Origin of the sequence: Streptomyces sp. URMC 129, assembly GCF_051386415.1 — a bacterium.
In the GTDB taxonomy this organism is placed as follows: domain Bacteria; phylum Actinomycetota; class Actinomycetes; order Streptomycetales; family Streptomycetaceae; genus Streptomyces.
Window position 1 is genome coordinate 45,432 of sequence record NZ_JBPQTQ010000003.1, and the last position, 19,769, is coordinate 65,200.

The following is a 19,769-nucleotide window of genomic DNA, read 5'->3' on the forward strand; positions in this document are numbered from 1 at the left end:
ACGATCACGGACGACACGGGCGGGCCAGGCCCGCGCGCTCAGCGCGCGGCCAGGGCCGCCAGTCCGGCCTCGCGCATCTCCTTCAGCGGGGCGGGCGCGGTGCCGGTCATCGCCTCGACCTGGAGCACCGCCTGGTGGATCAGGAGGTCCAGGCCCCCGATGACCTCGCCGCCGCGCCCCGACCAGGCCGCGGCCAGGGCGGTGGGCCAGGGGTCGTACAGCACGTCGAAGAGCGTGCCGGGCGCCGCGGGAACGGCCGCCGCCAGCGCGTCGGTGGCGCCCGCCGGGGTGGTCGCGATCACCAGCGGCGCGTCCAGCGCCCGGTGGGCCAGGGACCAGTCCTCGGTGCGGACGGCCACCTTGAGCCGCTCTCCCCAGGTGCGCATCTCGGCGGCCCGCGCGGGGCTCCTGACGTACGCGGTCACCTCGCCGTCGCAGATCCGGGCCAGGGCGGCCAGCGCGGAGGAGGCGGTGGCGCCGGCGCCGAGGACGGCGGCGCCGGGCACCCGGGTCACGCCGCGCTCGCGCAGCGCCTCCACCAGGCCCGGCACGTCGGTGTTGTCGCCGAGGCGGCGGCCGTCGGGCGCGAGGACGACGGTGTTGACGGCCTCCACCGAGGCGGCCGTGGCGCTCAGTTCGTCCAGCAGCGGGATGATCGCCCGCTTCAGCGGCATGGTGAGCGACAGGCCCGCCCAGTCGGGGCCCAGCCCGGCGACGAAGGCGGGCAGCCCCTCCTCGTCCACCTCGAACCGGCCGTAGGTCCAGCCGGCCAGGCCCATCGCCCGGTACGCGGCCCGGTGCAGCACTGGGGAGAGCGAGTGTGCGATGGGCGAGCCGAGGACGGCCGCGCGGCGGACCGGCGGTGCGGCGGGCATCAGCCGTCCCCTCCCTCTTCCTCGCGGGCCTGGGCCTGGGCCTCGTTGAAGTCCGCGACGTTCCGGTCGTGTTCCTCGGGGTCGGCGGTGAAACGGGTGTCGCCCGGCCGGACGGTGACGAAGTAGAGCCAGTCGCCGTCGGTCGGGTTGAGCGCCGCCTCGATGGCCTGGTGCCCGGGGTTGTCGATGGGGCCGGGCGGCAGCCCGTACACCTGGTAGGTGTTGTACGGCGAGTCCAGCTGGGTGTCCGCGATGGAGGTGTCCAGCGTGGAGCGCCCCATGGCGTAATTGATGGTCGAGTCGAACTGGAGCATCATGTCGATGTCCAGCCGGTTGTAGATGACGCGGGACACCTTGCCGAACTCGTCGTCGGCCTGTGCCTCCGCCTGGATCAGGGACGCGATGACGAGGATCTCGCGGGCCGACCGGTCCAGCCGTGCGGCCTCCTCCTCCAGGCCGATCTCGGCGAACTCCGCCTCCGCGCGGTCCACCATCTGCGTCAGGACCTCTTCGGGGGACGCGTCCGGCGCGATGTCGTAGCGCGTGGGGAAGAGGAAGCCCTCCGGGTCGCCCTCGGCCCAGTCCGGCAGGCCGAGGTCGGCGGTCTCCGCGACCTCCTCGGTGGTGCCCTCCGCCAGCCCGAGGTAGGTGTCGACGATGGCGTACACCTCGGTGGCGCGCTTGCCCTCGGGGATGGTGAGCGCGGTGATGGCGGACGGGTCGAGGAGCAGTTCGACGGCCGCCTCGGCGGACATCTGTTCGCGGAGGGTGTAGACGCCGGCCTGGATGAGCGGTCCGTCGGAACCGGCCGCCGCCACGAAGGCGTCGTGGCTCTTGACGACGCCCTCGTCCTTCAGGATGTTGGCGATCTGGGAGACCGTCGAGCCGGAGGGGATCTCCACCTGCACCTCGCCGGTGCCCTCGCCCGCGTAGTCGGGGGCCGGGCCGAACCGGTCCTGGTAGAACCCGTATCCCAGGTAGCCGACGCCGCCGACGCCGCCCGCCAGCAGGACCGCCGCGGCCAGGCAGCCGAGGCCGCCGCGCCGCCGCTTGGGGCGGTCGCCGCGCCGCCCGGCGCGGCGGGGCGGCTCGTCCGGCGGGTCCCCGCCGTCGTCCTCGTCGTTGTCGCGGCTGAAGAAGTCCCGTGCGCGCGGGGCGGGTTCGGGCTCCCAGCCCGACTCCCGGCCCGGCCCGGGCGCCGGCTCCGGGTGGGGCGCCGGCGCCTGGTGCCGGTGCTGCGGCTCGTGCTGCGGCTGATGCTGCTGCTGGGGGTCGTACTGGTCGTGCTGCTGATGGTGGGCGGCCGGCGCGTACTGCTGCTGCTCGTGATGGTGCTGCTGGGGGTGGTGGGGGTCGTGGGCCGCCGCGTAGGGGTCCTGGTACTGCTGTGCGGGGGGGTAGGGATCGGACGGCTGGTGCTGCTGGGCGTACGGATCGGTGCCGTAGTAGTGGCCACCGGTGTCCCAGCCGCCCTGCTGCGGCGGGTACGGGTCCGGATAGTACGGCTGCTGCTCCGGCTGCTGCTGATGCGGGGGGTAGTGCTGCTCCTGCTGCCCGGCGTACTGGTCCCAGGAGCCGGGCTGCTCCTCCGGGGAGACCGTGCCGTCGTAGCCGCCCGCCCAGTGCTGATCACCGTAGAGCGGGTCGTCGGGGTGCCACGGTTCGGAGCCCGGACCCCGGCCATACTCAGTCATCGATCCCCTTGTGACGCAAGGCGGCAGCCGCTTCCCCCGGACCCCACAACTGCCCTTCCGCGCGAACGTTACCGTACCGCGATCAGACAACCACTTCGACGCACTGCCCGGGCGGACGGCCCGCGCTCCGCTCCGTCTCCAGGGCACTCTGCAGGATGACGACGGCGGCGGCCTGGTCGATCCGGGCACGGCCCTTCTTCTCCCGGACGCCCGAGGCCCGCATCCCTCGGGTGGCGGTGACCGTGCTCAGCCGCTCGTCCACCAGCCGGACCGGGACCGGCGCGATCCGGCGGGCGGTCTGCTCGGCGAACGCCCGCACCCGCGCCGCGGCCGGGCCCTCGCCGCCGCTGAGCGAGCGCGGGAGCCCGACCACGACCTCGATCGGCTCGTACTCGGCGACCAGCTCGGCCAGCCGCCGCTGGGCGGCCGGCACGTCCCGGCCGGGCACCGTCTCCACCGGGGTGGCCAGCAGCCCGTCGGGGTCGCTGCTCGCGACCCCGATCCGGGCCTCGCCGACATCGACGCCGAGCCGCCTGCCACGCCGCATCAGGCGGCGCCCGCGACCTGGCGCTCGATGGCGGCCAGCGCGTCGTCGATGGCGGCCGGGTTCTGGCCGCCGCCCTGGGCGACGTCCGGCTTGCCGCCCCCGCCGCCGCCGAGCGTCCTGGCCGCGGTGCGCACCAGGTCCCCGGCGGCCAGGCCGCGCCCGCGGGCGGCCTCGTTGGTGGCGACCACGGTCAGCGGACGGCCCGCCACCACGGTGAACAGGGCGACGACGGCGGGCCGGTCGGCCGGGATACGGCCGCGCACGTCCAGCACCAGCTTGCGCAGGTCGTCGGCGGTGGTGCCGTCCGGCACCCGCCCGGCGGCCAGGGCCACCCCGCCGATGTCGCGGGCACCGGCCGCCAGGCCGCCGGCGGCGGCGAGCACCTTCTCGGCGCGGAAGCGCTCGATCTCCTTCTCGGCGTCCTTCAGCCGGGTCAGCATCCCGGAGATCCGCTCGGGCAGCTCCTCGGGGCGGCCCTTGACCAGCTCGGTGAGCTGGGCGACGACCGTGTGCTCGCGGGCCAGGAACCGGTAGGCGTCCACACCGACCAGGGCCTCCACCCGGCGCACGCCGGAGCCGATGGAGGACTCGCCCAGCAGCTTGACCAGGCCGAGCTGGGCGGTGTTGTGCACGTGGGTGCCGCCGCACAGCTCCTTGGAGTAGTCCCCGATGGTGACCACGCGCACCCGGTCGCCGTACTTCTCGCCGAACTCCGCGATGGCGCCCTGCTTCCTGGCCTCGTCCATCGACATCACCTCGGCGGTGACGTCCAGCTCACGGGCCAGCACCTCGTTGATCTTCTGCTCGACGTCCGTCAGGACGCTGCCGGGCACGGCCGCCGGGGAGCCGAAGTCGAAGCGGAAGCGGCCCGGCGAGTTCTCCGAGCCGGCCTGCGCGGCGGTCGGGCCGAGAGCGTCGCGCAGCGCCTGGTGCGTCAGGTGGGTGGCGCTGTGGGCGCGGGCGATGGCGCGGCGGCGCTGGACGTCGATCTGGCAGTGCGCGCCCGCGCCCAGCGTCACCTCGCCGACCTGGACCGCGCCCTTGTGGACGATGACGCCGGGAACCGGCTGCTGGACGTCGCGGATCTCCACGACGGCGCCGGAGTCCAGCCGGATCCGGCCGGAGTCGGCGAGCTGCCCGCCGCCCTCGGCGTAGAACGGGGTGCGGTCCAGCACGACCTCCACCTCGTCGCCCTCCTGCGCGGCGGGCGAGGAGACGCCGTCGACCAGCAGCCCCACCACCGTGGCCTCGCCGGCCGTGTGGGTGTAGCCGATGAACTCCGAGGGGCCGGCGACGTCCGCGACCTCGCGGTAGGCCGACAGGTCGCCGTGGCCCTGCTTCTTGGCGCGGGCGTCGGCCTTGGCGCGCTCCCGCTGCTCCTTCATCAGGCGGCGGAACCCGGCCTCGTCCACGGACAGGCCCTGCTCGGCGGCCATCTCCAGGGTCAGGTCGATCGGGAAGCCCCAGGTGTCGTGGAGCAGGAACGCCTTCTCCCCGGACAGGACGGTGCCGCCGGCGGCCCTGGTCTCGGTGACGGCCGAGTCGAGGATGTTGGTGCCCGCCTTGAGGGTCTTCAGGAACGCGGCCTCCTCGGCCAGCGCGACGGTCTCGATGCGCTTGCGCTCGGTCAGCAGCTCCGGGTACTGCTGCCCCATGGTGCCCAGGACCACGTCCACCAGGTCCCCGACGACGGGACCGGTGGCGCCGAGGATGCGCATGTTGCGGATGGCGCGGCGCATGATGCGGCGCAGCACGTACCCGCGGCCCTCGTTGCCGGGGGTGACGCCGTCCCCGATGAGCATCACGGAGGTGCGCATGTGGTCCGCGACCACGCGGAGCGAGACGTCGGAGCCCTCGGCCGCGCCGTAGGCCACGCCGGTCAGCTCGCCCGCCTTGTCGATGACGACGCGCAGGGTGTCCGTCTCGTACATGTTGCGGACGCCCTGGAGGATCATCGCCAGGCGCTCCAGGCCGAGGCCGGTGTCGATGTTCTTGGCGGGCAGGTCCCCGAGGATCGGGAAGTCCTCCTTGCCCTCGCCCGGCCCGCGCTCGTACTGCATGAAGACCAGGTTCCAGATCTCCACGTACCGCTCGTCGTTGACGGCCGGGCCGCCCTCGGGGCCGAACTCGGGGCCGCGGTCGTAGTTGATTTCGGAACAGGGGCCGCAGGGGCCGGGGACGCCCATGGACCAGAAGTTGGGGCCCATGCCCAGGCGCTGGATGCGCTCGGCGGGGACGCCGACGACGTCGCGCCAGATCCGCTCGGCCTCGTCGTCCTGCTCGTAGACGGTGATCCACAGGCGCTCGGCGTCCAGCCCGTAACCGCCGTCGGCCACCGGGGTGGTCAGCAGCTCCCAGGCGTAGCGGATGGCGCCTTCCTTGAAGTAGTCGCCGAACGAGAAGTTGCCGCACATCTGGAAGAACGTGCCGTGCCGGGTGGTCTTGCCGACCTCCTCGATGTCCGGCGTGCGCACGCACTTCTGCACGCTGACCGCGCGCGGGTAGGGCGGGGTGGCCTCGCCCAGGAAGTACGGCTTGAACGGCACCATGCCCGCGTTGACCAGCAGCAGCGTCGGGTCGTCCGCGATCAGCGACGCCGACGGCACGACGGTGTGCCCGCGCTTCTCGAAGAAGCTCAGCCAGCGGCGGCGGATGTCAGCCGACTCCATCAGTGGTCCTCTTTTCCGTACTCGGAGGCAGCCCGGTGACCGGGGGCCGCGGTGTTGTCGGGGGCCCGGCCGAGCGCGGCCCGGCGGGCCGGCGGCGGCAGCGTCCGGCCGGCGGCGCCGGGCGGCTCGGGGCCGATGCCCAGGGCCTCGTTCAGCTCGCTCTCCCGCTCCGCCATCCCGGCGCGGACGTCGAGGGCGAACAGCCGTGCCCGGTGTCCGGCCGCGACGGCGCGGTCCGCCGCCCGGGCCGCGAGGCTTTCGGGCGTGAAGCGGCGCAGCGTGCGCTGGACCTTGGTGGTGGCCCAGACGCCGGCGGCGGCGCCGGTGGTGAACCAGAACGCGCGGCGGAACATGGGGAATCAGTCCTTTCCCGTCCGGCGGCGCCGGGCGGCGGGCACGCGCCGGACCACGACGGTGGGTTCGGCGGGCTGCGGGGCGCCGCGCCGGCGCAGGGCCCGGCGGACGCCGTAGCCGAAGGCGGCGACCTTCACCAGGGGCCCGCCGAAGGTGGAGGCGACGGTGGCGGACAGCGCCGAGGCGTTGGCGGCGACGTCCTGGACGTCGACGGCGATCGCCTCCACCCGGTCGAGCTGCGTCTGCGCGGAGCGGACGGTCTGCGACGCCTCGCCGAGCAGCGGGACGGCCTGCTCGGTCACGCCGTTCAGCAGCCTGGTCGCGGCCCTGAGGGTCTGCGCCAGCCGGACCAGCGCGACCGCGAGGAACGAGACCAGGATCGCCCAGAAGACGGCCACCAGGAGGCCGGCCACTTCTCCACCGGACACGAACGCACCGCTTCCCTCGGACGGGTTGTTTCTGAACAGCTTTCGGGTCGGCCGCCGCTCGTCTGGGCTGGCGGCCCGTTCCGCGTGCGGCGGCAGGTCCCGACCTTATCGCGCCCGGCGCCCGCGCTCGTACCGCATTCCGGCGCCCGTGCCAAGTGCGGCGGCCCACAATTGTACGTTCTGCATACCTCCGAGTACGCTGCGTGTCTCATGCGAGGCTTTCAGGGTTCCGAGCCTCCGGCTCGGGAGACTCCGGGGATCGGGCGCCGGCCGGGCAACCTCCCGGCGGAGCTCACCAGGTTCATCGGCCGGCACACCGAGGTGGCCGCCCTGATGCGGGAGTTGACGACTTCCCGGCTGGTCACCGTGACCGGGGTGGGCGGCGTCGGGAAGTCGCGCTGCGCGATCCAGGCCGCCCGGCAGGCGCAGGAACGCTTCTGCGACGGTGTGTGGCTGGTGGAGCTGGCCACGGTCCGCGATCCCGAACTGCTGGAGCACGCCGTGGTGGAGGCGCTCGGGGTCACCGACCACACCGGCCGCCCGCCGCGCGTGGTGCTCGTGGAGCGGCTGGCCGAGCGGCGGTTGCTGCTGGTGCTGGACGGCTTCGAGCACATGGTGGAGCAGTCCGCCGCGCTCGTGCACGAACTTCTGCGGCAGGCACCGGGGTTGCGGGTGCTGGCCACCGGGCGCTGCCCGCTGGGCGTGGCGGGCGAGCGGCTCTACCCGCTGGCCCCGCTGGACGCGCCGGCCCCCGACTCCGGCGAGGCGAGCACGCTCGCGCCGCTGAGCGAGGCCGCCTGGCTGTTCGCCGAGCGGGCCGCGGCCGTGCTGCCGGGCTTCACGCTGGACGAGGCGAACCACAAGCTGGTGGCCGACCTCTGTCACCGGCTCGACGGCATCCCGCTGGCGCTGGAGCTGGCCGCGGGCCGGCTGCGGACCCTGTCCCTGGAGCAGACTCTGGCCCGGCTGGACGACCGGTTCCGGCTGCTGATCGGCGGCCACCGGGGCGCGCCGCCGCACCACCAGACGCTGCGCACGGCCATCGGCTGGAGCCACGAGCTGTGCACGCCCGCGCAACGGCTGCTGTGGGCGCGGCTGTCGGTGTTCGCCGGGCACTTCGACCTGGAGGCGGCGGAGTACGTCTGCTCGGGGCCCGACCTGCCCGCCGAGGAGGTGCTCGACGTGCTGACCGAACTGGTCGCGCAGTCGGTGGTGAGCCGTGAGGACGCGCCCTCGGGGGTGCGGTACCGGATGCTGGACACGCTGCGCGCGTACGGGGCGGACTGGCTGGCGGCGACCGGGGACACCGAGCGGCTGCGGCGGCGGCACCGGGACTGGTTCACCGGGCTGGTGACGTGGTGCGAGCTGGAGTGGTTCAGTCCGCGCCAGGCGCAGGTGGCGCGGCGCGTCGGCGACGAGATGCCCAACCTGCGGGCCGCGCTGGACTTCGCCCTCGGCGACGAGGAGGACGCGCGGCTCGGGCTCTACCTGGCCGCGTCGATGGCCTTCTGCTGGATCGGCTGCGGGCGGCTGAGCGAGGGGCGGGTCTGGCTGGACCGGGCGCTGCAACTGCGCACCGAGCACGCGGAGACGCGGCTGAAGGCCCTGTGGGTGGCGGGCTATGTCGCGGTGCTCCAGGGCGATCCGGAGGCGGCGGTGCGGGCGCTGCACGAGTGCCGGGAGGGGGCCGAGCGCACGGGCAACGCGCGGGCCGCCGCGTACAGCCTGCACCGCACGGGCTGCCTGGCACTGATCCAGGACGAGACGCAGCGCGCGGAACGGCTGCTGCGGGAGGCGCTGGACCGCTTCGAGGAGGCCGGGGAGCTGACCAGTGACGTGCTGATGTGCCAGGCCCAGCTCGCCATGGCCATCGCGTTCCAGGGCGACCTGCCCGGGGCGGTGGCGCTGTGCGAGGAGGCCAGGGAGGTGGCCGACGAGCACGGCGAGCGGTGGGCGCGGACGTACTCGCTGTACGTGCTGGCGTTCGCGGCGTGGAGCCGGGGCGACACGGGCACCGCGCGGGCCCTGCTGGAGGAGTCGCTGCCGGTGAACTACGCCTTCCGGGACCTGGTGGGCACGGTGCTGGCGCTGGAGCTGCTGGCGGGGATCACGGCCACCGAGGGCGACCCGGCGGAGGCGGCCGTGCTGCAGGGCGCGGCGGGCAAGCTGTGGGAGTCGGTGGGGATGCAGCTCTTCGGTTCGAAGGCGTTCAACGCGCCGCACGTGGCCTGCCGGCAGCACCTGCTGCGGCGGCTGGGGGCGGCCCGGTTCCGCGAGTGCGTCCACGAGGGGGAACGGCTGGGCACCGACCGGGCGGTGGCGCGGGCGCTGCGCCGCTGGCCCGGGGAGACCGGCGGGCACGCGGGGGCCCGGGGGTCCCGGGCGCTGCCGCCCGGTCTGGAGCCGGTCCGGCCGGCGCTGCCGCCCGCTCCCCGCACGGAGGGCGGGGAGCAGGAGCGGTCGGCCGGCGGTCAGCGGGCGTAGAACTCCACGACGAGCTGCTCGTCGCAGATGACCGGGACCTCGCTGCGGTTGGGGTCGCGGTCGAGGCGGAACGCCAGGGCCTCCAGGTTGACCTGGAGGTAGCGCGGGGTCTCGCCGTCGGCCGCGTAACCGCCCTCGCGGGCGACCAGGAACGGGTGCTTGGCACGGCTGCGCTCCCGGACGGTGACGACGTCGTCGGGCCGGACGCGGAAGGACGGCTTGTCCACCTTGCGGCCGTTGACGGCGATGTGGCCGTGGACGACCATCTGGCGGGCCTGGTAGATGGTGCGGGCCAGGCCGGAGCGCAGCACGAGGGCGTCCAGCCGCCGCTCCAGCTCGATGATGAGCGCCTCGCCGGTCTTGCCCTGCACCTTGCGGGCGCGCTCGTAGGCGCGGACCATCTGCCGCTCGCTGATGTCGTACTGGGCGCGCAGGCGCTGCTTCTCCAGCAGCCGGACCTTGTAGTCGCTGTTCTGCTTCCGGCCGCGCCCGTGCTCGCCGGGCGGATAGGGGCGCTTCTCGAAGTACTTGACGGCCTTCGGGGTGAGCGCGATGCCCAGGGCTCGCGACTTTTTGACCTTGGGACGCGACTGGTTCACGTTGAACGGACCTCCGTGTAAGTTAGGTGAGCCTTACCTTAGCTGAGGAGTGCGCATGATTCGACCTGGGAACCCCGCCCCCGGCACCGGACACCGAAGCCAGGAACACCGGGAAGGGGGCCAGCCGCGCCCCGGCGACGACACCCGGCAGCCCACGGCCGCCGAGCGCGTGCGCACCCTCCTGGAGTCCAACGCCTCCGCCGCGCTCGCCATTCCGGGCTGTGAGCTGGACGAACTCGGGCACACCGTGCCCGAGTCGCGGGCCGTGACACCGTCCGGCGACGTCCTGCTGCTGGTCCCGTCCCGCTCCCCCGCCGCGCGGGCCGTGGCGCACGCCCAGGACGACGACGTGACGGCCGTGCTGGAAATCACCGATGTCGCCCCGGTCGCCGTGCCCTACCGGATCCGCGGCCGGGGCTGGGTGGCCGGCTGGCTGACGCCGGTGACGGGCGCGCACCGCGACGCCGGGATCCGGCTCCTCGCCGAGCACTGCCCGGCCGGCCCGGTGCCGGGCCCCGACTGGGCGCTGCTGCGGCTCGAGGTGGGCGAGGCGTACACCGACGACCTGTGGGGTGCCGCGCACGTGGAGCCGGAGGAGCTGGCCGAGGCCGAGGCCGACCCGCTGGCCCGCCACGAGGCCGAGCTGCTGCAGCACATGGCCGCCGCGCACGGTCCCGAACTCCGGTCCCTGTGCGCCCTGCTGGGCGACCGGGGGGCCGGCTGCGCGGCCTGGGGGGCGGTCACCCCGCTGGGGCTCGACCGCTTCGGGCTGCGGATCCGCTTCAAGGCGGGCGCCGCCTGCTTCGACGCCCGCTTCGAATTCCCCGAGCCCGTCCGGGACATCAGCCGGCTCCGCCACGCCCTGCGCTGGCTCTTCGAGGCCGCGGCGGCCGACTGAACCGGCCGGGCACCCGCGCTCAGGAGCCCTCGCGCGGCTCCTCGTCCCCGGCCAGACGCCGGCGGACCCGCTCGAGTATCTCCCCGTACCGCGCCTCCGCCCCGTGCCGGGTGGGCCGGTAGTACCGCTTGCCGTGCACCGCGTCCGGCGCGTACTGCTGGGCCGCGACGCCGCCGGGCAGGTCGTGCGGGTACTGATACCCGGCGCCGTGGCCGAGCCGCTTGGCGCCCTGGTAGTGGCTGTCGCGCAGATGCGCCGGCACGGGGCCGGCCAGCCCCGCCCTGACATCCGCCCGGGCCTCGCCGATCGCGACCACCGCGGCGTTCGACTTGGGGGCCAGCGCGAGGGCGATCGTCGCGTGCCCCAGGGTGATGGCGGCCTCGGGGAAGCCGATCAGCGCCACCGCCTGCGCCGCCGCCACCGCCGTCGGCAGCGCGGTCGGGTCCGCCATGCCGATGTCCTCGCTGGCGGAGATCATCAGCCGCCGCGCGATGAACCGCGGGTCCTCCCCCGCCTCGATCATGCGCGCCAGATAGTGCAGCGCGGCGTCCACGTCCGAGCCCCGGATGGACTTGATCAGCGCGCTGGCCACGTCGTAGTGCTGGTCGCCGTCCCGGTCGTACCGCACCGCCGCGCGGTCCACCGCCTCCTCCAGCGTGGCCAGGCCGATCTCCGCCTCGCCCTTGGCCAGGGCCGCGCCCGCGCCGGCCTCCAGCGCGGTCAGCGCCCGCCGCGCGTCACCGCCGGCGATCCGCAGCAGGTGCCCCTCGGCGTCCTCCGGCAGCGACACCGCGCCGCCGAGCCCCCGCTCGTCCGCCACCGCCCGGCGCAGCAGGCCGCGCAGGTCGTCCTCGGTCAGCGGCTCCAGCGTCAGCAGCAGGGAACGCGACAGCAGCGGGGAGATCACCGAGAAGTGCGGGTTCTCCGTGGTGGCCGCGATCAGCGTCACCCACCGGTTCTCCACGGCGGGGAGCAGCGAGTCCTGCTGCGCCTTGCTGAAGCGGTGGATCTCGTCCAGGAAGAGCACCGTGTCCTTGCCGTACGCGCCCGAGGAGCGGCGCGCGCCGTCGATGACGGCCCGCACCTCCTTCACGCCCGCGGTGATGGCCGACAGCTCCACGAACCGCTTGTCCGTGGCCTGGCTGACCACGTAAGCCAGCGTCGTCTTGCCCGTGCCGGGCGGGCCCCACAGGATCACCGACGACGGCCCGGCCGGACCGCCGCCGCCCTCGCCGACCAGGCGGCGCAGCGGCGACCCCGGGCGCAGCAGGTGCCGCTGGCCCACGACCTCGTCCAGGGTGCGCGGACGCATCCGCACGGCCAGCGGCCGGGCCGCGACGTCCTTCTCCGCGCGCTCCTCGGCCGCGGCGGTGAACAGGTCGAACTCCACGCCACCGACCCTAAGCCACGGCACCGACAACGCGGGCCGGCCCGGTCAGCTCGTCCAGAAGTCCCACCAGCGGGTGAGGATCAGCATGCCGATGACGGCCAGGTGCACCGCCGGGATCAGCCAGTGGAACTCCTCCATCGCGTTCCGCACGCCCGCCGGCGCCGGCAGGAACCCGTGCCGGACGGTGTGCAGCGTCACGTACCAGAACATGACGATGGTGGCGGCCCAGGCCAGGCAGCACCACAGGCACAGCGCGTTGATCTCGTACAGCGACTGGTACTGCAGCCACGTGCAGAACGCCACCCCGAAGAGGGTCCCGGCCTGGAGCCCCAGCCAGAACCAGCGCCGGTAGCGCGCCCCGGCCAGCAGCCCCATGCCGATCGCGATCACCATGCCGTAGGTGACCATGCCGAGCATCGGGTTGGGGAACCCGAAGACCTCCGCCTGCTCGCTCTCCATGATGCTGCCGCAGGAGACCACGGGGTTGAGGCTGCACGCCGGGGTGAAGTCCGGGTCCTCCAGCAGGTGGAACTTGTCCAGGACGATGACCCAGGAGGCAAGCAGCCCGGCGAGGCCGGTGATCACCAGCATCAGCGCGAAGGCCCGCCCCGCGCCGACGCCCGGCTGCCGCTCACCCCCGCCGCGCGCCGGGCCGTCGGTGCGCTCCACGTCCATCGCCGATGTCACCATCTCGCCTGTCCATTCCGTCCGTCCCGGTACGGGCCCATTCTGCCTCAGTGACCCAACGCCTACGGAGCGGCACTGTCAACCGGCGGGGCCTTTCCTCAGGAGAGCCGGGCGCGCAGCTCGTCCACCACCGACTCCAGGGCGACGGGCGCCTGTTCGCCGCTGGCCAGGTCCTTGACCTGCGCCACGCCCTCGGCCAGGTCCCGTTCGCCCGCGACCACGGCGAACCGGGCGCCGCTGCGGTTGGCCGACTTCATCGCGGACTTGACGCCGCGCCCGCCGTACGCGAAGTCCGCCGCCACGCCCGCCCGCCGCAGCCCGGTGACGACGGCGAACAGCGCCCGCCGCGCCTCTTCGCCGAGCGGCACGGCGAACACGTCGGTGGCGGGCGGGAGTTCCAGCTCGACGCCCTCGGCGCGCAGCGCCAGCACCGTGCGGTCCACGCCGAGCGCCCAGCCGACGGACGGCAGCGGCGGGCCGCCGATCATCTCGGACAGGCCGTCGTACCGGCCGCCGCCGCCCACCGCGGACTGCGACCCGAGCCCGTCGTGGACGAACTCGAACGTAGTGCGGGTGTAGTAGTCCAGCCCGCGCACGAGCCGGTCGTCATCCGTGAAGGCGACCCCGGCCGCGGTCAGCAGCTCCCGCACCCGCTCGTGGTACTCCTTGCACTCCTCGCACAGGTGGTCGCGCATCATGGGCGCGCCGGTGAGCTGCCGCCGCACGCTCTCGCGCTTGTCGTCCAGCACCCGCAGCGGGTTGATCTCGATCCGCGCCCGGGTCTCCTCGTCCAGGTCCAGGCCGCGCAGGAACTCCTGGAGCGCGGTCCGGTAGGCGGGCCGGCACACGCGGTCGCCCAGCGAGTTCAGCAGCAGGCGCACGTTCCGCAGGCCGAGCGCCCGGTAGGCGTCGGCGGCCAGGATGACCAGCTCGGCGTCCAGCGCCGGGTCCTCGGTGCCGATGGCCTCGGCGCCGACCTGCGAGAAGTGCCGGTACCGTCCGGCCTGCGGGCGCTCGTACCGGTAGTAGGTGCCCGAATACCACAGCTTCACCGGCAGGTTGCCCGCGCGGTGGAGGTTGGCCTGGAGGGTGGCGCGCAGCACGGAGGCGGTGCCCTCGGGGCGCAGCGCGAGCCGGGTGCCGCCCTTGGTGGTGAGGGTGTACATCTCCTTGGTGACGATGTCGGTGGACTCGCCGACACCGCGGGAGAACAGCTCGACGTGCTCGAAGCCGGGAGTCTCCACGTAGCCGTAGCCGGCGCGGCGCAGCGGGGCGGCGATCGCCTCGCGCACCGCGAGGACGGCGGCGGAGTCCGGCGGGATCAGGTCGTACGTGCCCCGGGGGGCGGAGAAGGTGCTCACGTGGGAAGAGTTCACAATCCTGGTCGCGGGGCCGCCGCGTCGGCGGCTCCCCGGCCGGCGGCCAGCTCCCGCAGAAACGGGTTGCCGGCGCGCTCGCGGCCGATGGTGGTCTGCGGGCCGTGCCCGGACAGCACCACGGTCGAGTCATCGAGCGGAAGGCAGACACGAGCCAGCGACCGCAGGATCTCGGCGTGGTCACCGCCGGGGAGATCGGTGCGTCCGATGGAGCCGGCGAAGAGCAGGTCGCCCGAGAACAGGACCGGCGGGATGTCGGCCTGTTCGGGCAGCCGGAAGGTCACCGACCCCTTGGTATGGCCCGGGGCGTGCGCCACGGAGAACGACAGGCCGGCGAGCGACAGTTCGGCGCCGTCGGTCAGCTCCCGCAGGTCGTCCGGCTCGCCCACCGTCAGCTCGCCCAGCAGCGGCTGTCCGATGCGCATGCCGAGCGCCTTCCCCGGGTCGCTGAGCATGTAACGGTCCGCCGGGTGGATCCAGGCGGGCACGTCGTGGGCGCCGCAGACGGGGACGACCGAGGCCACGTGGTCGAGGTGCCCGTGGGTGACGATGACCGCGACCGGCTTCAGCCGGTGCTTGGCGATCGTCTCGGCCACTCCGGGCGCGGCCCGGTGGCCGGGGTCGATGATCACGCACTCCTCACCGGCGGCGGGCGCGACCAGATAGCAGTTGGTGCCCCAGGCCCCGGCGGGGAAGCCAGCGATCAGCACGGGTGGTCCTTCGGTCGTCGTCGTGGGCGGCTGCCGGGCCAGAAGCCTACCGGCGACGGTGCGGGGCGGGCGAACCCGTATACGGTGACGCCACGACGACAAGACGACAAGGGGAGAGCGCGGTGGTCAGCAAGGATCAGCGGCGCAAGCAGCTCGCGCGGGCGAAGTGGGAGCGGCAGCAGGCGCGCCGCGTCGACCGGGTACGGAGGGGCCGGCGGCTGCGGGTGCTGCTCTCCGTCCTGCTCGTGGTGGTCATCGCGGGCGGCGTCACCGCCTTCGTGGCGCTCACCGGGGACGACGACACGTCCGACGGGACGAACGAGGCGAACGAGGCGAACGAGTCCGAGCCGGGCACGACGCCGGAACCCCCGGAGGACCCCTGCGCGGAACCGGCCGAGGGCGAGCCGTCGACGCGGCAGTGGGACGCCGAGCCGGAGATGACGGTGGACACCTCCGTCGACCACGTGATGCGGCTGCGCACCACCTGCGGCGACATCGAGATCACGATGGACACCGAGGCGGCCCCGCACACCGTGAACTCGTTCGCGTTCCTCGCCGCCGAGGGCTTCCTCGACCACTCCCCCTGCCACCGGCTGGTCACCGAGGGCATCCACGTGCTGCAGTGCGGCGACCCGCAGGGCACCGGGCAGGGCGGCCCCGGTTACACCGTCCCGGACGAGAACCTCGACGACCCGGCCGTGGCCGACGGCGTCTACCCGGCGGGCACGGTGGCGATGGCCAACCAGTACGACGCGGCGTCCGGCACCGGCCGGGACACCGGCGGCAGCCAGTTCTTCCTGGTCTACGAGGACAGCCCGCTCCCGCCGGACTACACCCCCTTCGGGAAGGTGACCGGTGGCATGGACGTGCTGGAGCTGATCGCGGAGACGGGCGCGGCCCCGGCCGACCCGGCCACCGGCACCACCGCTCCCTACGCGACGGTGGTGATCGACGAGGCCACAGTGGAGCCGGTGAATCCGTAGGAAGCACCCGCCCCACCCGTAATTTCCGCCCGGCAAGGTGCGGACAGCCGGGCGGAGTGTCGCCTATGTTGGCGTTGTGCAGGGTGCCTGCGCCGGTCAGGCGGGGAGAGAACAAGCCGGTGGACCCGGACGAGAACTGTGTACGGTGCCGGGGGCGTCACGCCCCGTCGTGCGCATCGAACGAGGAGGCGCTGTGAGCAGCGAGCCGTGGGGTCGCGTCGACGAGACGGGGACCGTGTACGTACGGACGGCGGACGGGGAGAGGGCCGTCGGCTCCTGGCAGGCGGGCTCCCCCGAGGAGGCGCTCGCCTATTTCGAGCGCAAGTACGACGGCCTGGTCGTCGAGGTCGACCTGCTGGAGCGCCGGGTGCGCACCACGGACCTGGCCACCAAGGACGCGATGACCGCCATCGGCCACCTGCGCGAGCAGGTGACCGATGCCCACGCGGTGGGGGACCTCGCGGCGCTCGGCCGGCGTCTGGACGAGCTGGAGGCGCTGGTGGAGGCCCGCCGCGAGGAGCGGAAGGCGGCCAGGGCCCGGCAGAGCGAGGAGGCCAGGGCCGCCAAGGAGGCGCTGGTCGCCGAGGCCGAGGAGCTGGCGGCCAGCGACCAGTGGCGCACGGCCGGCGAGCGGCTGCGGTCCCTGGTCGACACGTGGAAGGGCCTGCCCCGCCTGGACCGCAAGACGGACGACGAGCTGTGGCACCGCTTCTCCCAGGCGCGCTCCGCGTTCTCCAAGCGCCGCAAGTCGCACTTCGCCGCCCTGGACTCGCAGCGCGAGGAGACCCGGCGCCGCAAGGAGAAGCTGATCGCGGAGGCGGAGGCGCTGTCGGACTCGACGGACTGGGTGCAGACCGCGGCCCGCTACCGGGACCTGATGCAGGAGTGGAAGGCGGCCGGCCGCGCGCACCGGGATGTGGAGGAGGACCTGTGGACCCGGTTCCGGGCGGCGCAGGACGTCTTCTTCCAGGCCCGCGGCGAGGCGTTCGCCGAGCGGGACGCCGAGCACCGGGACAACCTGGCCCGCAAGGAGCAGCTCGCGGCCGAGGCCGAGAAGCTGCTGCCGATCACGGACCTGCGGGCGGCCCGGGCGGCGCTGCGGTCGATCGGTGAGCGCTGGGAGGCCATCGGGCACGTGCCGCGCGACGCCAGGGCGGCGATCGAGGGCCGGATGCACGTGGTGGAGCGGGCCGTCGCGGAGGCCGAGGAGGCCGAGTGGCGGCGCACCAACCCGGAGGCGCGGGCCCGGGCGGCCGGTCTGACGGGCCAGCTCCAGGACGCGGTGAACCGGCTGCGCGAGCAGGCGGAGCGGGCGCGGGCGCAGGGCAACACGGCGAAGGCGGAGAAGCTGGAGCAGGAGCTTTCCGGTCGGCAGGCGCTGCTCGACCAGGCCCTGAAGGGGCTCCAGGAGTTCGGCGGCTGACCACCGGCCGTGGCCCGGACCAGGACTCAGGACGGCGGCGGGGCACGGTGTGTGCCCCGCCGCCGTCGTGTGCTGCCGGACGGGCGCCGCTTCAGGGGCGGCGCGGGGAGGACGTCACCCGGTAGACGTCGTAGACGCCCTCGACGCCGCGCACCGCCTTCAGCACGTGGCCCAGGTGCTTGGGGTCACCCATCTCGAAGGTGAACCGGGAGGTGGCGACCCGGTCGCGGGACGTCTGCACGGCGGCGGAGAGGATGTTGACGTGCTGGTCGGACAGCACCCGTGTGACGTCCGACAGCAGCCGGGACCGGTCCAGCGCCTCGACCTGGATGGCGACCAGGAAGACCGACGACTGGGTGGGGGCCCACTCCACCTCCAGGATGCGGCCCGGCTCGCGGGCGAGCGAGTCGACGTTGACGCAGTCGGCGCGGTGCACGGAGACGCCGTTGCCCCGGGTGACGAAGCCGATGATCGGATCGCCGGGCACCGGGGTGCAGCAGCGGGCCACCTTGACCCACACGTCGTCCACGCCCTTGACGACCACGCCGGGGTCGGCGTGGGCCCGCCGCTTGCCGCGCGCCGGAACCGGCGGCGCGGTCTCGGCGATGTCCTCGTTGGCCGCCTCCTCGCCGCCGACCGCCTGGACCAGCTTCTGCACCACGCTCTGCGCCGAGACGTGGCCCTCGCCGATGGCGGCGTAGAACGACGAGATGTCCGGGTAGCGCATCTCGTGCGCCAGGGTGACCAGGGAGTCGCCGCTGAGCACGTGCTGGATGGGCAGGTTCTGCTTGCGCACCGCGCGGGCGATGTAGTCCTTGCCCTGCTCGATGGCCTCGTCGCGGCGCTCCTTGGAGAACCAGCCGCGGATCTTGTTGCGGGCGCGCGGCGACTTGACGAAGCCGAGCCAGTCGCGGGACGGTCCGGCGCCGTCGGCCTTGGAGGTGAAGATCTCCACGGTGTCGCCGTTGTCGAGGGTCGACTCCAGCGGCACCAGGCGGCCGTTGACCTTGGCTCCTATGGTCCGGTGGCCGACCTCCGTGTGCACCGCGTACGCGAAGTCCACGGGGGTCGCCCCGGCCGGGAGCGCGATCACGTCGCCCTTGGGCGTGAAGACGAAGACCTCGTTGCGGGAGAGGTCGAAGCGCAGCGACTCCAGGAACTCGCCGGGGTCCTCGGTCTCCTTCTGCCAGTCCAGGAGCTGCCGCAGCCACGCCATGTCGTCGACGGTGCTGCCGCCGCCCTTCTTCGGCGCGTCCGACCGGACCTTGGAGGCGCCGGCCACCGCCTGCTGCTTGTACTTCCAGTGCGCCGCGATGCCGAACTCGGCGCGCCGGTGCATGTCGAAGGTGCGGATCTGCAGCTCCACGGGCTTGCCGCCGGGCCCTATCACCGTCGTGTGCAGCGACTGGTACATGTTGAACTTGGGCATCGCGATGTAGTCCTTGAACCGCCCCGGCACCGGGTTCCACCGGGCGTGCACGGTGCCGAGCGCCGCGTAGCAGTCGCGGACGGTGTCGACCAGGACGCGGATGCCCACCAGGTCGTAGATCTCGGTGAAGTCCCGGCCCCGCACGATCATCTTCTGGTAGACGCTGTAGTAGTGCTTGGGCCGACCGGTGACCGTGGCCTTGATCCGGGCGCCGCGCAGGTCGGACTGGACCTCGTCGATGACGGTCGCCAGGTACTCGTCCCGCTTGGGCGCGCGCTCCGCCACCAGCCGCACGATCTCGTCGTACATCTTCGGGTAGAGGATGGCGAAGGCCAGGTCCTCCAACTCCCACTTGATGGTGTTCATGCCCAGCCGGTGGGCCAGCGGCGCGTAGATCTCCAGGGTCTCGCGGGCCTTCTGCTCCTGCTTCTCCCGCTTCAGGTACCGCATGGTCCGCATGTTGTGGAGGCGGTCCGCGAGCTTGATGACCAGGACCCGGGGGTCCTTGGCCATGGCGACCACCATCTTGCGGACGGTCTCGGCCTGGGCCGCCTCGCCGAACTTGACCTTGTCCAGCTTGGTGACGCCGTCCACGAGCTGGGCGACCTGGTCCCCGAAGTCCCGGCGGAGGCTGTCGAGGCCGTACTCGGTGTCCTCGACGGTGTCGTGCAGCAGCCCGGCCATCAGCGTGGACGCGTCCATGCCCAGCTCGGCCAGGATCGTGGTCACGGCCAGCGGGTGTGTGATGTACGGGTCGCCGCTCTTGCGCTTCTGGCCGCGGTGCCAGCGCTCGGCCACCTGGTAGGCGCGCTCGATCTGCCGCAGCGCGGCGGTGTCGGCCTTGGGGTCGTTGGCGCGGACGACGCGGAGCAGGGGTTCGAGGACCGGGTTGTACGGGCTGGAGCGCTGGACGCCGAGCCGGGCGAGCCGGGCCCGCACGCGGTTGGAGGAGCCGGAGCGGCCGGAGACCCCGGAGACGGCGGGCGCGGGCTGCGGGGCCGCCGGTGTCGGGGTACGCGCGTCCGCGCCGTCGCGCCAGCTCAGGGCGGTCGACGGCTTGGAGCTCTTCCGCTGCGCCGAGGCGAGCGGCTGGGCGTCGTCTGGCAAGGGCACTCCTTCTCGGGCCCTCTCCCGGCCATGGGCGGGACGGGAGGGGGAGCGGTCCTCCGGGCCTGGGTGCGGCCCGAGGAGAGTCCGGCCGGGAAACGATCGGACTGCCATGG

Annotated in this window: 16 protein-coding genes; 4 read left to right on the forward strand and 12 right to left on the reverse strand. The window is 73.6% G+C overall.

Annotation, left to right across the window (positions count from 1 at the left end; genetic code table 11):
* Positions 1-38: 38 nt before the first annotated feature.
* The 6 genes from ACSNOC_RS01370 to ACSNOC_RS01395 all read right to left on the reverse strand — a co-directional run bounded on the left by ACSNOC_RS01370 (position 39) and on the right by ACSNOC_RS01395 (position 6,567).
* Entirely contained in the window at positions 39-875 is an 837-nt protein-coding gene (locus tag ACSNOC_RS01370) for a shikimate dehydrogenase (protein ID WP_436745314.1), read from the reverse strand.
* Positions 875-2,569 carry an endolytic transglycosylase MltG gene (gene mltG / locus ACSNOC_RS01375; protein WP_436745315.1) on the reverse strand — a complete coding sequence of 565 codons (1,695 nt, stop codon included), beginning with the start codon at positions 2,567-2,569 and terminating at the stop codon, positions 875-877. Before mltG ends, ACSNOC_RS01370 begins: the two co-directional genes overlap by 1 nt.
* An 82-nt stretch (positions 2,570-2,651) precedes the next feature.
* Entirely contained in the window at positions 2,652-3,116 is a 465-nt protein-coding gene (gene ruvX, locus ACSNOC_RS01380) for a Holliday junction resolvase RuvX (RefSeq protein ID WP_436745316.1), read from the reverse strand.
* Positions 3,116-5,785, reverse strand: coding sequence for an alanine--tRNA ligase (gene alaS, locus ACSNOC_RS01385; protein WP_436745317.1), 2,670 nt, complete (start codon positions 5,783-5,785; stop codon positions 3,116-3,118). Before alaS ends, ruvX begins: the two co-directional genes overlap by 1 nt.
* Positions 5,785-6,138: a DUF6167 family protein gene (locus tag ACSNOC_RS01390; RefSeq protein ID WP_436745318.1), complete on the reverse strand. Its 354-nt coding sequence runs from the start codon at positions 6,136-6,138 to the stop codon at positions 5,785-5,787. Before ACSNOC_RS01390 ends, alaS begins: the two co-directional genes overlap by 1 nt.
* Before the next feature lie 6 nt (positions 6,139-6,144).
* Complete coding sequence (locus tag ACSNOC_RS01395) at positions 6,145-6,567, reverse strand: DUF948 domain-containing protein (RefSeq protein WP_436745319.1); 423 nt, start codon at positions 6,565-6,567, stop codon at positions 6,145-6,147.
* A 210-nt stretch (positions 6,568-6,777) separates the two neighbouring features.
* On the opposite strand from ACSNOC_RS01395, the gene ACSNOC_RS01400 reads away from it, so the two are divergent.
* A complete protein-coding gene (locus ACSNOC_RS01400; RefSeq protein ID WP_436745320.1) occupies positions 6,778-9,051 on the forward strand; it encodes an ATP-binding protein in 2,274 nt (757 codons plus the stop codon).
* Here the strand turns inward: ACSNOC_RS01400 and rpsD are convergent.
* Positions 9,039-9,650 carry a 30S ribosomal protein S4 gene (gene rpsD / locus ACSNOC_RS01405; RefSeq protein WP_436745321.1) on the reverse strand — a complete coding sequence of 204 codons (612 nt, stop codon included), beginning with the start codon at positions 9,648-9,650 and terminating at the stop codon, positions 9,039-9,041. The genes ACSNOC_RS01400 and rpsD overlap by 13 nt on opposite strands.
* 55 nt (positions 9,651-9,705) lie before the next feature.
* On the opposite strand from rpsD, the gene ACSNOC_RS01410 reads away from it, so the two are divergent.
* Entirely contained in the window at positions 9,706-10,548 is an 843-nt protein-coding gene (locus ACSNOC_RS01410; RefSeq protein WP_436745322.1) for a DUF2470 domain-containing protein, read from the forward strand.
* Positions 10,549-10,567: 19 nt separating this feature from the next.
* On the opposite strand, the gene ACSNOC_RS01415 is transcribed toward ACSNOC_RS01410, so the two are convergent.
* From ACSNOC_RS01415 to ACSNOC_RS01430, 4 genes are all read right to left on the reverse strand, one after another.
* A complete protein-coding gene (locus tag ACSNOC_RS01415) occupies positions 10,568-11,938 on the reverse strand; it encodes a replication-associated recombination protein A (RefSeq protein ID WP_436745323.1) in 1,371 nt (456 codons plus the stop codon).
* A 45-nt stretch (positions 11,939-11,983) separates the two neighbouring features.
* A complete protein-coding gene (locus ACSNOC_RS01420) occupies positions 11,984-12,628 on the reverse strand; it encodes a vitamin K epoxide reductase family protein (RefSeq protein ID WP_436745324.1) in 645 nt (214 codons plus the stop codon).
* Positions 12,629-12,723: 95 nt separating this feature from the next.
* A complete protein-coding gene (gene hisS, locus ACSNOC_RS01425) occupies positions 12,724-13,986 on the reverse strand; it encodes a histidine--tRNA ligase (protein ID WP_436745325.1) in 1,263 nt (420 codons plus the stop codon).
* 11 nt (positions 13,987-13,997) lie between these two features.
* Positions 13,998-14,711: an MBL fold metallo-hydrolase gene (locus tag ACSNOC_RS01430; protein WP_436745326.1), complete on the reverse strand. Its 714-nt coding sequence runs from the start codon at positions 14,709-14,711 to the stop codon at positions 13,998-14,000.
* A gap of 122 nt (positions 14,712-14,833) precedes the next feature.
* Between ACSNOC_RS01430 and ACSNOC_RS01435 the strand changes: the two genes are divergently transcribed.
* Positions 14,834-15,694: a peptidylprolyl isomerase gene (locus ACSNOC_RS01435; protein ID WP_436745327.1), complete on the forward strand. Its 861-nt coding sequence runs from the start codon at positions 14,834-14,836 to the stop codon at positions 15,692-15,694.
* A gap of 193 nt (positions 15,695-15,887) precedes the next feature.
* Positions 15,888-17,117: a DUF349 domain-containing protein gene (locus tag ACSNOC_RS01440; protein ID WP_436745328.1), complete on the forward strand. Its 1,230-nt coding sequence runs from the start codon at positions 15,888-15,890 to the stop codon at positions 17,115-17,117.
* Between the two features lie 91 nt (positions 17,118-17,208).
* Here ACSNOC_RS01440 and ACSNOC_RS01445 read toward each other — a convergent pair whose 3' ends face one another.
* Positions 17,209-19,653 carry a RelA/SpoT family protein gene (locus ACSNOC_RS01445; RefSeq protein WP_436745329.1) on the reverse strand — a complete coding sequence of 815 codons (2,445 nt, stop codon included), beginning with the start codon at positions 19,651-19,653 and terminating at the stop codon, positions 17,209-17,211.
* Between the last annotated feature and the right edge of the window lie 116 nt (positions 19,654-19,769).

Coding starts and splice junctions, on each gene's coding strand:
- ACSNOC_RS01420 (WP_436745324.1), bottom strand. CDS start 12,628: ATGGTGACATCGGCGATGGACGTGGAGCGCACCGACGGCCCGGCGCGC.
- ruvX (WP_436745316.1), bottom strand. CDS start 3,116: ATGCGGCGTGGCAGGCGGCTCGGCGTCGATGTCGGCGAGGCCCGGATC.
- mltG (WP_436745315.1), bottom strand. CDS start 2,569: ATGACTGAGTATGGCCGGGGTCCGGGCTCCGAACCGTGGCACCCCGAC.
- alaS (WP_436745317.1), bottom strand. CDS start 5,785: ATGGAGTCGGCTGACATCCGCCGCCGCTGGCTGAGCTTCTTCGAGAAG.
- ACSNOC_RS01400 (WP_436745320.1), top strand. CDS start 6,778: ATGCGAGGCTTTCAGGGTTCCGAGCCTCCGGCTCGGGAGACTCCGGGG.
- ACSNOC_RS01390 (WP_436745318.1), bottom strand. CDS start 6,138: ATGTTCCGCCGCGCGTTCTGGTTCACCACCGGCGCCGCCGCCGGCGTC.
- ACSNOC_RS01410 (WP_436745322.1), top strand. CDS start 9,706: ATGATTCGACCTGGGAACCCCGCCCCCGGCACCGGACACCGAAGCCAG.
- ACSNOC_RS01370 (WP_436745314.1), bottom strand. CDS start 875: ATGCCCGCCGCACCGCCGGTCCGCCGCGCGGCCGTCCTCGGCTCGCCC.